Source organism: Salipaludibacillus daqingensis, assembly GCF_029891575.1.
In the GTDB taxonomy this organism is placed as follows: Bacteria; Bacillota; Bacilli; order Bacillales; family Salisediminibacteriaceae; genus Salipaludibacillus; species Salipaludibacillus daqingensis.
Genome location: NZ_JARZHF010000003.1, coordinates 424,637 through 439,388, shown reverse-complemented (window position 1 = coordinate 439,388; position 14,752 = coordinate 424,637). Strand labels below are relative to the sequence as shown.

Sequence of the window (14,752 nt, the reverse complement as noted above, 5' to 3'; positions counted from 1 at the left end):
CGGGGTTGGGTGTTTTTAGCACACCCCTGTGTCAACTCCACTAGCGGTTAATCGTCATCTTGAAAGTCGATACCCTAGAAACCCCCACTTCAAATTTCGTTAGAAATTAAGTGGCGGGAGTATTCATGTCTTATGAAAATCATCACGAAGTTGCACGAGTTCTGGACATTTGAACAATGCCGAACGAGAACCGTCCCCATTCCCCACCCATTCCCCACTACCTCGTCTTTTGTCGAATCTATTGTTTATGTTTAGATGCTGGTATATAGTGGAAAAAGAAGAGGGACTAGCATATACGGGGGTATTTACGTGGAATATAAAAGCTTATTAATGGTTGTCCTGTGCGTTGTGTTTGTTTATGGATGTAATACGGAAGAAGAAGTGTCGAATGGGAATATTGAAACGGGAGAAGCGGGAAATGAAGTAAATGTTAGCAACGATGACGAAGAGAATAAGCATGACTTAGAAAGCAACGGTATATCAAATGACTCTGAGGGTGAAAATGATGAGGATTTTGAAGAAGATCCCCTTGTTTATAATCATCATGAAGATCTGTTTCAGCTCCGTTTTTCAGAAAAATGGGAGGGGCAGTATGAGGCAGTAGAAATGGGTATGCAAGACGTTGATTTCTTTAACGAGCCTTATGAGAAAGTTGCCTTTGAGTTCGTTTATGAAGATGAGCGTATCGAAGGGGAGGAGCTATTTTCCATTAAAATTGTTGATGAGGAAATTTCACAGCAATCGTGGTATGAATCAGAACTTTGGGAAAACTGTTGGGAGTACCTTGGAACGTCCAATGAAAAAACATATACATATGACAAACTTTGTTCTGATCCATCGGAATTCTTTTTAAATAACAGCGATGCAGCTGAAGTCGCTTATGGATTAAGAAATGATATACCGGAAATGTTCGATGAAGGTTTTGAATTGAACGGTGAGTTTGATCGGATCGAATTAACGGATGAATCATTTAATGAGGCAGAGGCTAGGGAATTTTTTTCGAGCTACGTCGGTGTTGATGAGGATAGGGTATCGGAGTTTGTCCATGGTGATTTAACAAGTAGTGGGCAACAGAATAGTGTTCTATTTAATTTTGTCTATCCGACAGATCCTTCAGATTGGAACAGTAATTTGATGATTTTCGATGAAGAAGGTTATCCAATTTTTGTGACGGATATGGAATTAATGAGGCATCATTCAGAAGATATTTTAGATATTAATATTGTGCATCATCCAACATACGGGGATAGTTTAGCTATCTTTACTGGACACCGAACGTATCATGTTAGCGTATTTTCATTCATCGAAACAAAAAATCGCTTTCTGTCTACGGGACAGTTTTTAGATTTGCTCGATTATGAATTTATTGATTCCAATGATGATGGAAGCCACGATCAAGTGTATGTTGAGACGATAGATATCGAAAATGGTGAGGCGATGGCCGAAGCTGAGTCTTATGAATTGATGTACCATTGGGATGAAGAGGTAGAATCGTGGGTGCAAGAGGAAGCATCATAGCACGAGGAACTGACAAGTCTCAAAGTAATGGAAAAAGCTGAATTTATCGACATATGTAAGGTTAAGTAGCACCTATTATCGGCGCTACTTTGTTTTTACTTGTGCAAAAATGTTATCTAATCTAACCCTTTTTAATTTTGATCGGTAAGCGTGGGAGTGGATTGTCGAAGGTGACCTTCTAATCGTCGATTTTTATGATGATACATTCGATTATGAATCGACGTATCCGTTTTTTATATAAATTAGATGATCACGCCAAATTTAGGATATGTGAAAGAGAAGAAAATGATACAATAAACTCAGCCGAAGTCAGATATAGATTCAATTTGACCATCATTTCAACGCCTTTTTTTGAGGGCTGATCATTTTAATATCACGATTACTCTTAAACATTTTTTTGAAAAAATATAGATTTATTGATATGGAATATGAAAGGATAAGAAGCTATGAAAAAGCTATACGCGTATACGGAAAAAGGGACTGGAAAGTTCAATGAAGACGCTGTAGGTCTTGCAGAAAACATCGCATGGGTAATTGATGGCGCAACGTCGATTTTTCCAACTAGTTATCTGTCCCATGAGAAAAATGACATCGTTTGGATTGTTGAGCAAGTGGAAAAATGGTTCCCTACTTTCATCGATCATGCACTCTCGTTAGAAGAGATCTTGAAGAAAACGATGGAGCAAGTAAGAGAAGAGGCTTTAAAAACAAACCCTCACATACGTGAGGCCAAAGGATATGAGTTACCGACGTTCACTGTCGTATTACTACGACAAATCGAAGATAAGTTAGAATATTTTATTTTGGGTGACTCTGGCTTAATGATTGAATCAGAAAATACGATAAAACATCTTACAGATACACGGCTTGAAGAATTCAATGATCGAAATAAGAAAGCATTTGACGAGTTAAAAGGAAATTATAAGCTTGATGATCCAAAAGTTTTGAAAGTGTTACAAAACCAGCGGAAACTTCTCAATACGGAAGAAGGCTACTGGATAGGATCGATTGATGGGCGAGGAATTTCTCACGGAATAAAAGGAGAAATGAAGCTAAATAAAAAGACGAGAGTGTTATGTTTTTCCGATGGATTCTCAAGAATTTTTGATCTCTTCCATGTCATCGATATCGATGATTTTTCATTAGATGTGGATTTTGTTAAAGATACCATTCAGCAAATCCGAACGATTGAAAAGGATGACAGCGAATGTACCACGTATCCGCGACCGAAAAAAAGTGATGATTTATCGGTCATTTTATTGGAAATGACGTAATGATGGAAGTAAGATAAAGCGCTATTTTTAAAAAGGAAGTGGTCTCATTCACACCTCGCTTAAATCTGTCTATCGATTTGACGTTGAAGATGAGTTGAAAATAATTAAAAAGAAGGACACTCGATTCCATCGTCCGTATTCTATTAGGGAGAGAAATCTTATCGTCGATGTTTTGTCGCAAAAAAACGGTGGGAATGTATTTAATGGCCAAGCTGTTCGACTCGATAACATTAAGAGTGGCGATGGGACTACAATACTTGAAATATCAATGATCGATTTTTTTGATTTTCTTTCCACAACGATGGTGTATTTGGAAAGAGATAGTTTAATAATGTTTTGCGATGATCATCATATGAAGAAAGAAAAAGCGCTTATTGACAACTATTGCAGTTCTATTGATGGGGTTGAAGTTGATTCATCCTTTGAGACGATCGTTAACGATAGAAGAGTTTCGAATATTATCGCTGTTAGTATTTTAATAGAAGATAAAAATGGATATGTTGGGATCATTCAACGGTCGAATAAGGTAGCCGTGTTTCCTCGTATGTTTGGGGTGCCGGTGACAGGTGTCCTTGATGATCAAGATTTTCATAAGAAGGATCCTTTTTTATCATGCGTGAAACGAGAGTTGAAAGAAGAGCTTAATCTAACTGTCGAGACCGATTCGATCATTTTTGATGAATTGGTGATGTCAAAACAAAAGTTACAACCGATCGCATTATATAGTCTCACATTAAATCATTCGTGGAAGGAACTCTTCCCTACGATAAAAACGGCAGACGATTTTCATAACGAGATAGAAGAAATGTATGCCGTACCAGTTTCGATGTTACCTGACTTTGTGACAACAGAAACGTTCACGGAAGCGGCAGCTTATCAACTTTATCGTAAGGTTAGCCAGTGTGGATTGGATAATAGTTTAGCAAATCAGCAGAACGATGACTTTAACAAACGATCTTTCCTCTTATAAAGGTGGGGCAGAGGAAGAGCTTTTCGCTTATAAAAATGAGAAGGAGTCGCTCTACTATGATGATTCATTGCGAAGAAATTGTTAGATCAATTAAAGAGTTGATTTAAGTTGGAAAGGGGCATTAGAGGCATCGCCTAGTGCCCTAAGATGAGCGGAAATGAAAAAGAAAGGTCACTAGTGAAGGGAACTAGTGACCCTAAATGGCTGGTTCTGTCTGGAAAGGGGCATTAGTTCACTAGTAATTGTCGTCTTCGGACCAAAATTCGCTTAAATTCGACTAGACCAGATAACAGTTAACCAACCTTCTAATCTAAAAAACGACACAGAAGACCAAAAAAACAGTCACAAGACGGAAAGTCTTGTGACTGTTAAGTAATTAGCGACTTAAGTGAATCATTTAATACTATTAATTAAATTCTGGCTCTAACGTCAAAGCACTGTCGAGAGTAATTTCAACTGTCTCGGAGGTCGACTCGATTCCTTCTCCCCATCCAGCAAACGTGTAACCAGGATTAGGCTTAGCAGTGATCGAAATTGGCACACCTATAAAGTATTCTCCTGACCAATTTTCATCATTTTCAATACCAGGAGTTTGAGAGGAAATGTCTATTGAATTTAGTTGAATCGTTCCTTTTTCACTGTCGGAAAGGATCGATAAAGTTGTAGTACCGTCTAAATCAAAATGCTCGGTCACGTGTTGACGAACAATATCCGGTCGTAATTCAGCAAATTCTCGCATCACTTCCACTTCTTCTTCCCAGTCAGCTTTTGTTTCAGGAATTCCCCATCGGTTTATATGTCTTTCTATTTCCGGCTCAATTACAGATTCAAAGTCATCAATGGTATTTATTACTCGATCAGGAACAAAAGACGTATTTAACTGGTCAGCCATTTCATTAATAAACTTATTCTGGTACTCTTCATTATCGAGTAATGATCGGAATAACACATTTGGCCATTCTTCGTCACGACCTGGATTTTCTTCTGATGTTGTCATTTCAATGGTGTTATGATCATAAGATTCATAGCCCAATGAACGGTCAACATCGTAAAGAAACCATCGCCACCTTCCATCTAACTCGTCACTTACGTTTGGATCATTATTTATGTTTTCATATCTCCAAAAATCAATGTTGTTGTGAGGCCAATCTGAATTGGCATTATATATTTGTGTCGTGTAGTATTTCGTATAATTATCCACATCCATTAAACTCTCTACATAGTCAAAATGTTCTTCCTCAGCCAAACTATGCTCTTGTACATAGCTAATCATCTCCTGATAATCCTGTTGACCAGTTTCAAGTCCATCTGATAATTCATCTTCATCACTTAAAATAGTAAAGTGGTCTCGATCTGCTCCGTAATGTGTCTCAAGGTAATGCTTATCGAGGCGGTCTCGGAGATTATGAATGCCCCAATACTCTCCATTCAAAAATACGATACTAGATTGTGAACTTTGATGATCTAAATCGAGATGCTCAATGAGACTTTGCATCGCAGCATCTCTGAACATTGTCATTCCCCAGTCATTCCCAGAATGTCTTAGAAGCAAGCGATTAAAGTCATCTATCTCTTTGTTTTCAAAAAATTGGTGGCTAAATCTACTTACACCGTAATCACTGCGTGAATATAAACGAAGCGATTTCTGACCAAATCGTCTCGAAAAACCACCGTGAATTCTGACACCTGCATCTTGTGCAAACGTTAAAATACCATCAGATTCGTAATATTCAACGTGAAGAGGCCTTTCCCATTCTCGACCTCGTTGTTCGAAATTTCCTGTTCCGTCGGAATCTTCATAATTCATACCTGGAATATAAATCCCTATTTCATCATCAAAAAAATTATCTGGATTTGTTGATAAAGAAAAGACTGGAAGAGTAGAACTAATGTTTACAAAGTAAGATTGTGTCGTAACATTGCTAGGTGAATCATCTTCATCAACAATCAAAGCACGTACAACCGTTCCTTTATCTTGATCTTCACCAGGTTCATTCCATCCTCGACGATCTTCAATGAAGTTTGTAGGAATGTTTGATAATACACTTTCTTCATCGCTATTATCATCTATTGTAATTGGCTCTGTATACTCTATCGTGTGTTCAGCGTTGTTGACAGGGTCAGGAACTGATCCGTCTAATGTATAATAAATCGCACCCTCTTCTATAGGGCTAGTAATTTCTAAGTCAAATTCGTTGTCATAAAAACCACCAGGTAGAGAAAAGATCGGCTCGAAATCGAAAGTGTCAGCATATTCATCAAGATCAATATCGGTATCAGCAATCTCAGAATAATAATCAGAAATAGGAGTGAAATCTGAGATTGGATTCCCTTCAAGGTAAAGGCGATCTCGCAAGTTTCCCATACCTCGTAATGCTTCCAGGTCTGTAATTTCGTTGTATCGAAGGTTTACATCTCTTAATTGATCAAGGTCTTGAAGAGAAGTAATGTCAGAGATAGTATTCTCACGAAGATTCAAATCTCTTATTGTAATTAAGTTTGCTAGTGCATCAATATTTTTTATTTGATTCCCTCGTAAATTCAATTCTTGAAGGTTTTCTAATTCTTCCAAGTGGGAAATATCACGAATATTGTTATCCCTTAAATCTAGTGAAGTAAGAGAAGTGAAGTGCTGAATGCCTTCAATGTTTTCAATATTTCCGTTACGAATTCGTAGTACCTCGATTTGATTTAGTTGATCAGGTCGAATCTCACCAACCTTGTAATCGATCTCAGCGCGAATGGCTTCTTCAAAGTATTCATCTTCAATAATTGGACCTGAAGCTAGGACATATGATAGACTCCAAGCAATCATTAAGAGAGATAAAAGGAGAATAATGATGTAGATTCGTTTATTATGTATCATGGTTCCCTCCGTAAAAAGCACTAAAATTTATAAATGTATACTTACATTTTTTTGTAGAAACCTTTATAATTTACAGCGTCATTGATTAACTTTCACAATAATAACATAATCTTCATATTATTTATGATAAATGATAGATTTTGTCAAAATTTAAATAACGAGACTGGATCCATTCTTAATGAGAGAAAGCAGGTGAAATGATGGCAGGTGAAATTTTTAGTCGTTTTGAAATAAAATATCTCATTCCATTCCATATGTATGAGTCATTAGCGAAAGAGTTAAATAAAAGGATGACGTTTGATAAATACGGCGATAGTGAGGGACGTTACAATATTATTAGTCTGTATTTTGATTCACCAGATAAAAAGATTTATTACGAGACTAGGAATAAAGCCTGTTTTCGTCAGAAACTTAGGTTAAGAATATACAATACTGCTACGATTGAGGACAACGCATTTTTCGAAGTGAAGAAAAAATATAAAAAAAGAGTGAACAAGCGACGAACAAGTATCAACTTGGGCGGGGCATATCAATACATTTATAATGAGTTGAAAAAAGAAGACAAGGTAGATGTGTCGAATGAGCAGATTTTCAGTGAAATTGATTATTTTCGCAACTTGTACGATTTGAGGCCAGAAAATATCGTCAGCTACGACCGACAGGCGTTTGTCGGTATAGATGACCCTGACTTAAGGGTGACATTTGATTACAACCTTAAATGTAGAAAGAAAGATTTAAGAATTGAAAACGGTCCTTATGGTGACAATTTTGTCGATCCTGATCTCGTCGTGATGGAAGTGAAAGTTGACCATAGTGTTCCATTATGGCTTGCAAGATTATTAAGTGAGTTTGGTTGCGAAAAAAAGAGTGTATCTAAGTTTTGCACGAGTGCAGACTTATTAGATGAAGATTCAGAAGAAGAACGAATTGCACAGTAGCAGTGATCTATTGAAGGGGAGAGAAAATGGACAGTATTTTAGAAGTGATTAGAATGCAAGATATTACTACAAGAGTGACGTTAATTGATAGTTTTCTAGCAGTGTTTCTTAGTTTTACATTAGCATTAATTATTACTCAAGTATACAAGCGAACATATAAAGGTTCCCAATACTCTCAGTCTTATGTACATACCGTAATCATGATGTCGGTTGTTGTTTCGATTATTATGATAGTCATTGGTAATAACATTGCGGTCGCATTTGGTTTAGTTGGTGCTTTCTCGATTATCCGATTTAGAAGTGCGATGAGCGACCCTAAAGATATTGCATTTATTTTCTTCGGGATGGCGTCTGGAATTGCTTGTGGGTTAGGGTTTTATATTTTAGCAATCATATTTACAATATCATTAAGCGTATTAGTTTATATATTGTATGTGTTGGATTATGGCAAAGTCGAAGGTAAAAACCGTTCGATGAGAATCACGGTTCCAGAAAATTTGCAGTTTGAAGGCGTATTTGATGATATTTTTGATAAGTATATGATTCATCGAAGTTTAACAAGAGTGCAAACAACGAATCTTGGGACGATGATTCAACTCGAATATGATGTGGTTATGAAAGAGGAAGTTAACGATAAGGATTTAATGGATGCTATTAGAGAAAGAAACTCGAACTTAAATATTTCTATCAATTATGCAACTGGTGGATACTAAGTAGAAGTAAATAGAGATAACAACGCAGCGCCCATTTAGGCGCTGCGTTCGTTTAGTAAATGATCATCCACCGATTTTTCGTCTTGTCATGGAAGTCTTTTTTGACTGTTGGCTCTTCATTGTTTTCTTGTTCTCACGCTGATTCGTGTTCGATTTATTGTTTGACTGATCATTTTTCTTGTTGGCTAATTTTTGTTTGATCGCATCTTGTAGACTGATTTTTTTCGGTTGAGGTGTTTCATTTGATTCTGTCATAATGGTTCCTCCTGAACTTTGATAATTTAAGTATAATCTATTCTGCGTCGTTCGTGTTATTTATTTTTATAGGAAAAAGTGTTCCCACCACATAATGGTAAATATAAGTGTGTAGCACCTACATAAGAAAGTGAAAATTTATATTACGACAAAGAGCAATTTCTTGGTACAATAGAAGAGATGCAAGTGAGGATTGTAAATAAGATGGTAGGAAATCATCGTGAGGAGTAAGTTACGATGATTACTGAAATAGTCATTGTTTATTAGTAAGTTGTGATTTTTCGTATAATGATTTTTTAAAGGGAAGTGTTTATAAGTGAAAATAACAGTTGTAGGAACAGGATATGTTGGTCTTTCTAATGCGGTTTTATTATCTCAACATCACGAGGTAGCGGCGTTAGATATTGACGAAAATAAGGTGGATATGATTAATAGAGGGGAGTCTCCTATCGTTGATGCGGAGATTGAGGATCTATTAAAAAATAACGGATTGAATTTAACGGCAACATTGGATGCGGAGTCCGCTTATCAAGATGCGCAGTATGTGATTATTGCTACGCCAACAGACTATGATCCAAAACGAAATTTCTTTGATACGTCAACGGTCGAGACGGTCATTCAACAAGTGTTACAGTATAATGAAAATGCAGTTATGGTGATTAAATCGACTGTTCCAGTTGGGTATACAAAGGAAGTTAGAGAGAAATTTCACACAGGTAAAATTATTTTCTCCCCGGAGTTCTTAAGAGAAGGACAAGCCTTGTATGATAATTTATATCCGACAAGAATTGTTGTTGGAGAGAAATCGGAGCGAGCGGAAGTATTTGCAAACCTTTTAGTGGAAGGGGCGATTAAAGAAGATATACCAGTATTATATACAGATTCAACGGAAGCGGAAGCGATTAAATTATTTTCTAATACGTACCTCGCTTTACGTGTCGCTTACTTTAATGAATTGGATACGTATGCCGAAGTCCGCGGGCTTGATACGAAACAGATTATTGAAGGTGTCGGGTTAGATCCACGAATTGGCAATCATTACAATAACCCTTCCTTTGGTTATGGTGGGTATTGTTTACCGAAAGACACGAAGCAGTTGCTTGCTAACTATACAGATGTACCAAATAATATTGTTTCAGCTATCGTCGATGCTAATAGAACGAGGAAAGATCATATCGCTAATCGTATATTGGAGCGCAAACCTAACATTGTTGGGATTTACCGTTTAACGATGAAAACAAACTCAGACAACTTTCGCGCGTCTTCTGTTCAAGGCATCATGAAGCGTTTGAAGGCTAAAGGTGTTGAGGTTGTTGTATTTGAACCTGTTATGGAAGAGGACGACTTCTACGGTTCTAGAGTTATTCGTGACCTAGACGAATTCAAACAAATGTCAGATGTGATCGTTTCGAACCGATTAAATGATGAAATCAAAGATGTTCGGGAAAAAGTTTATACAAGAGATTTGTACAGTAGAGATTAGTTTTGACGGGGGAGTTGTGGATATACACAGCTTCCTTTTTCGTTGTGAGATTTGGTGAAAGGAAGTAAAGCGATGGCATAGCGCCCGAAGCGAAGTACGACCGATCACGAAAGGAAGTAAACCCCTGTCATAGCGACTTAAACTGGTTGGCACCAGTCACGAAGGGAAGGAACCGCCCTCATGCTACAGCCACTCCCCAAAAAAATGTTACCGTTTTCAATAACCTATTGACAAAGACCATTTTCATGGTGTATTCTCTATTTAAACGATTACGTAATCGATTTTCTCAACCGATCAAAACTAACAAAATTAACTCATCCTAAGAAAAAGAGGTTCAGCCTATGAGAAATATTCGAATAAAGGATGTTGCAAAAAAAGCGGATGTTTCAACAGCAACCGTTTCACACGTTTTGAACGAAACGCGCTTTGTGGCTGAAGAAACAAAGAAAAAAGTTTTTGAAGCGATGAAAGAGTTGGATTACCGTCCGAACTCTGTGGCGAGAAGTCTTCGCAGTCGTAAATCAAATATAATTGGTCTGCTTGTTCCTCTAGTAGCTTCGGATACGTCGAACTTTTTCTTCATGTCTATTGCGAATGGGATTGAACAAGTATTAAAAGAAAACGGTTATAATTTGATTTTAAGCAATAGTGGAGAAGATTTGCAAGTGGAACAAGATCAGATTAAAGTGTTTAACACACAATTAATTGACGGTCTAATTATTGCTCCAGTAGATTCCAAACATCATAGTTACGAAGAGAACTTACGCGGTGATTTCCCGACAGTATTTATCGATCGGCAGCCTAAAGACTTGTTAAGTGATACGGTTTTGATTGATAGTGGTGTAGGAACTTATGAAGCTATTGAGTTGTTGATTCGTAAAGGTCACAATAAGATTGGCTTTATCACTGGCCCATTAGGGATTACAACGAGTGACGAGCGATTAGAGGCTTATATAAAAGCCCTGAAAGATTATAACCTTCCATATGATGAATCATTAATAAAAATTGGATCAGCAACATTTGATTCAGGGCACAAATTAACAGCAGAACTAATGAAAGAAGAAGTAACAGCTATTTTCACCGCAAATAATGTCATGACGATGGGCGCAGTGAACTATCTGCAAGATCATCACATTCCTATTCCAGATAAGGTAGCTATTATTGGTTTTGACGATTACGATTGGCTTCGGATTACGTCACCACCATTATCCGTTGTGAAACAGCCATCGTTTGAAATGGGCAAAAAAGCAGTAGAATTGCTTATGGAACGTCTTAATGGAAGTGAAGAGCCGTTCAAAGTATACCGTCTGCCATCAGAGTTAGTTGTAAGAGGATCATGTTAAGTGAGAAATAACCATTGAACATGACCTTTTTTATAAACTTTACGTAATCGATTACGTAAACGATTACAATACTTTCCACTGGAGGTGTAATTAGGTAACATTGACTTTTTTTAAGCAACAAGCAATAAGAAACAAAAGCTATTATACTATTTTTAAGGGGGAAACACTTATGAAAAGAATGTCTAAATGGATCATCCCGGTATCGATGTCAGTGGCTTTATTAGCTGCGTGTGGCGGGGAATCAAATGGTAATGGTGGAAACGACAACCAAAATGGAAATAGTGCAGGAAACAATACTGGAAACAACGATAATTCAGAACAGCCGGATACGGTAGAAACAGGTTCTGCCGATCAAGAAGTAGAAGCATCTGGAGAAGAGTCTGTTGTGTTAGATATGTGGATTCACCAAACGGGTGAAGACGAGACGAATTTTTATGTAGAACGAATTGACGCTTTTAATGAATCGCAAGACGAAATTTTTGTGGAAGCCGAAGTCATTATTGATGATGGTGCAAGTTCATACAGTGACAGCATCAATGCGGCATTAGTTGCGGGGAACCTTCCTGACCTTCTAGCGTTAGATGGTCCATATGTAGCAAGTTTCGCTGAGTCAGACGTCATTACATCGATTGAAGAGTACGTTGATGATGCAGACCGTGAAGATTTCGTAGACTCCATCATTGAACAAGGGTCTTATAATGGAGAGCTTTACTCATTAGGTGCCATGGAAGCGTCTATCCCACTTTATTATAATAAAGATATTTTTGAAGAAGAAGGCATTGAAGCACCAACAACGATTGAGGATGCTTGGACTTGGGATGAGTTCTTAGAAGTGGCTCAAGACTTAACAACAGAAGACCGTTATGGTTTGAACTTGTTTATGAACTATGGTGTCGGTGAATGGCTTACTTTTATGGGTGCACCATTTGTTTGGTCCAATAATGGAGAATTAATTGCAGAAGATGGAAGTACAGCTGATGGCTATTTTAATAGCCCTGAAACAGTGGAGGCATTAGAGTTTGTTAAGGAACTGTTTGAAGAAGGGGTTGTTGATTTAAATCCTGGAGAAATGCAGTTTGAAGAAGGTGGAGCTGCGATGGCGTTAGGTGGTCCATGGATTTCCGTATCTGCGGAAGACGCAGGAATGAATTGGGGCATGATGCCTTACCCTTACAGCGAAACACCAGTATCACCATCTGGAAGCATGGCTTATGGAATCACAACACTTAGTGACCATCCTGAAGAAGCATATGAGTTGATGCACTGGATGACAAATGAAGAGTCAACAATTGGACTTTCTGAAGTCACTGGTATGCCACCGACAAGACATTCCGCATTTGAACAAATGGACCATTATGATGAGTTACCATGGTCTATTATTAGAGATCAAGTAACAGAAACAGCAAAAGCTAGACCACAAACTCCTGCTTACCCTGTCCTAACGGATGCATTTGCACAAGCATTTCATGCGGCAGCATTAGGGGAAGATGTAGAAGAAATGTTGAATCAGCAACTAGACAGAGTGGAACGGGAAATTGGCCGTTTCCAAGACTAAACTTATATGGGCCTGATTGATCAATTTTATCAGGCCCATTATGTTAAATTCAGACAACTTGGAGTGATCTACTGATGGCTCGTAAACCATACTTGAAAACGCAAGAAGGAAAAGAAGCGATAACAGGCTACTTGTTTCTTCTGCCGGCATTAATATTATTAAGTATTTTTCTCTTATATCCAATGGGAACAGCGTTTTATTATAGTTTGACAGATTTTTATATTCTAAGACCAGATGAGAAGAATTTCGTAGGTTTAGAAAACTTCTCGATGATTTTAGGAGATGCGGCATTTAGGCAAGCGTTTGTTAATACGATGTATTTCACCGTTCTAGTTGTACCGATTCAGCTAGGCGTTGCACTAGGACTTGCACTACTCGTTAATAAAAAACTAAAATTTAAAGTTTTTTTCCGAACGGCTTATTTTTCTCCAGTGGTAATGTCCTTAGTTGTTGTATCGATCTTATGGACGTTTATGTATAACCCAAATGAAGGGTTGTTTAATGAGATCCTTGCAAGTTTAGGCATACCTGAACAACCATTTTTAAGCAGTCCTGATCAGGCGATGAATTCGATTATTGTCATGAGTGTATGGCAAGGCGCAGGATTCCAAATGATGATTTTCCTTGCGGGTCTTCAAAACATTCCGGGTCATTTATACGAAGCAGCAGAAATTGATGGAGCAAATTTGTTTCAAAAATTCTTGCATGTGACGCTACCAGGGTTGAAAAACATCTCGTTATTTATCTTTATTACGATTACGATTGCGGCCTTTAAATTATTAGTTCAGCCGATGATTATGACACAAGGTGGACCTTTAGGCTCTACGAAATCACTTGTTTACCACATTTATGAAGTAGGTTTTAACTACCGAGATGTCGGTTATGCGTCTTCGATGGCAGTGGTGTTCACTGTGATGGTATTGATCATTACGATTGTCCAAAGATTCTTAATTAAAGAAGAGGAGGGGTGACAGCATGAAAAAAAGAAGCGTTACACAAAGGGTCATTTTATATGGTGTTTTGAGCGTGTTGGCTGTCATTTTCTTGTTTCCTCTCGTTTGGATGATTATGTCTTCGATGAAAGATGAGTATCAAATCTTTCGAGATATGACGTCACTGAAAGCATTTTTACCACCGATGCCTAACGAAATCGACGGAAGTTATTTTCAGAACTATTTATTGGCTTTCGAACGAGTCAATCTTCTCCGCTACATTATGAATAGTTTAATATACACGATCGGAATTATTATTTTCGGACTCGTCGTAAATTCCATGGCAGGTTATGCCCTTGCTAGATTTAAGTTTCCACTCCGTAATTTCTGGCTTGCTGTCATTATCGCGACGTTGATTATTCCTCCGGAGAGTATTTTCTTACCATTATATGTCCTCGTATTTAACCTAGGCTGGGTAAATACATATACAGGTTTGATTGTTCCGTTTATTGCGAATGCCTTTGCGATCTTTTTGTTCCGACAGTTCTTTTTAGATTTTCCGAAAGAGCTAGAAGAAGCGGCGAAGATCGATGGTTGTTCCCAACTTGGAATCTTCTTTAAAATTGTTGTTCCATTAACGAAACCTGTTTTTGCGACGGTTGCCATCGTGTTATTTATTAATCATTGGAATGATTTCTTATGGCCACTCGTTGTTGCAAATGATGATAGTATGAGAACGATTCAAATCGGGCTTCAATACTTCATGAACCAACCACCGATTCAGTGGGGGCAAGTAATGGCAGCATTAACGATTGCAACGATTCCAATGCTGATCATTTTCATCTTCTTACAACGTTATTTCGTGGAAGGATTAACCCATACTGGTTCAAAAAATTAATTTAAAT

The 14,752-nt window shown here is 37.7% G+C and carries 12 protein-coding genes; 10 read left to right on the top strand and 2 right to left on the bottom strand.

Going from position 1 to position 14,752, the window contains the following annotated elements:
• The first annotated feature begins 309 nt into the window (after positions 1-309).
• The 3 genes from QDN89_RS08740 (at position 310) to QDN89_RS08730 (ending at position 3,762) form a co-directional block, all read left to right on the top strand.
• Positions 310-1,518: a hypothetical protein gene (locus QDN89_RS08740; RefSeq protein ID WP_280769727.1), complete on the top strand. Its 1,209-nt coding sequence runs from the start codon at positions 310-312 to the stop codon at positions 1,516-1,518.
• Between the two features lie 446 nt (positions 1,519-1,964).
• A complete protein-coding gene (locus QDN89_RS08735; RefSeq protein WP_280769726.1) occupies positions 1,965-2,792 on the top strand; it encodes a protein phosphatase 2C domain-containing protein in 828 nt (275 codons plus the stop codon).
• A gap of 94 nt (positions 2,793-2,886) precedes the next feature.
• Entirely contained in the window at positions 2,887-3,762 is an 876-nt protein-coding gene (locus tag QDN89_RS08730) for an NUDIX hydrolase (RefSeq protein WP_280769725.1), read from the top strand.
• A 406-nt stretch (positions 3,763-4,168) separates the two neighbouring features.
• Here the strand turns inward: QDN89_RS08730 and QDN89_RS08725 are convergent, their stop codons facing one another.
• Entirely contained in the window at positions 4,169-6,628 is a 2,460-nt protein-coding gene (locus QDN89_RS08725; RefSeq protein ID WP_280769724.1) for a CotH kinase family protein, read from the bottom strand.
• Positions 6,629-6,828: 200 nt separating this feature from the next.
• Here QDN89_RS08725 and QDN89_RS08720 point away from each other — a divergent pair, with 200 nt between their 5' ends.
• Positions 6,829-7,566: a polyphosphate polymerase domain-containing protein gene (locus tag QDN89_RS08720; RefSeq protein WP_280769723.1), complete on the top strand. Its 738-nt coding sequence runs from the start codon at positions 6,829-6,831 to the stop codon at positions 7,564-7,566.
• A gap of 26 nt (positions 7,567-7,592) precedes the next feature.
• Positions 7,593-8,279: a DUF4956 domain-containing protein gene (locus tag QDN89_RS08715; protein ID WP_280769722.1), complete on the top strand. Its 687-nt coding sequence runs from the start codon at positions 7,593-7,595 to the stop codon at positions 8,277-8,279.
• A 63-nt stretch (positions 8,280-8,342) separates the two neighbouring features.
• Here the strand turns inward: QDN89_RS08715 and QDN89_RS08710 are convergent, their stop codons facing one another.
• On the bottom strand, positions 8,343-8,534 hold the full coding sequence (locus QDN89_RS08710; protein ID WP_280769721.1) for a hypothetical protein: 192 nt from the start codon (positions 8,532-8,534) through the stop codon (positions 8,343-8,345).
• 316 nt (positions 8,535-8,850) lie between these two features.
• Here QDN89_RS08710 and QDN89_RS08705 point away from each other — a divergent pair, with 316 nt between their 5' ends.
• From QDN89_RS08705 to QDN89_RS08685, 5 genes are all read left to right on the top strand, one after another.
• On the top strand, positions 8,851-10,017 hold the full coding sequence (locus tag QDN89_RS08705) for a nucleotide sugar dehydrogenase (protein WP_280769720.1): 1,167 nt from the start codon (positions 8,851-8,853) through the stop codon (positions 10,015-10,017).
• A 341-nt stretch (positions 10,018-10,358) separates the two neighbouring features.
• Entirely contained in the window at positions 10,359-11,360 is a 1,002-nt protein-coding gene (locus QDN89_RS08700) for a LacI family DNA-binding transcriptional regulator (protein WP_280769719.1), read from the top strand.
• Between the two features lie 169 nt (positions 11,361-11,529).
• The gene (locus QDN89_RS08695; RefSeq protein WP_280769718.1) at positions 11,530-12,915 is read left to right on the top strand and encodes an extracellular solute-binding protein; all 1,386 of its coding nucleotides are present in this window, start codon (positions 11,530-11,532) and stop codon (positions 12,913-12,915) included.
• Positions 12,916-12,989: 74 nt separating this feature from the next.
• On the top strand, positions 12,990-13,886 hold the full coding sequence (locus QDN89_RS08690) for a carbohydrate ABC transporter permease (protein ID WP_280769717.1): 897 nt from the start codon (positions 12,990-12,992) through the stop codon (positions 13,884-13,886).
• A gap of 4 nt (positions 13,887-13,890) precedes the next feature.
• Entirely contained in the window at positions 13,891-14,745 is an 855-nt protein-coding gene (locus QDN89_RS08685) for a carbohydrate ABC transporter permease (protein ID WP_280769716.1), read from the top strand.
• Positions 14,746-14,752 lie beyond the last annotated feature (7 nt).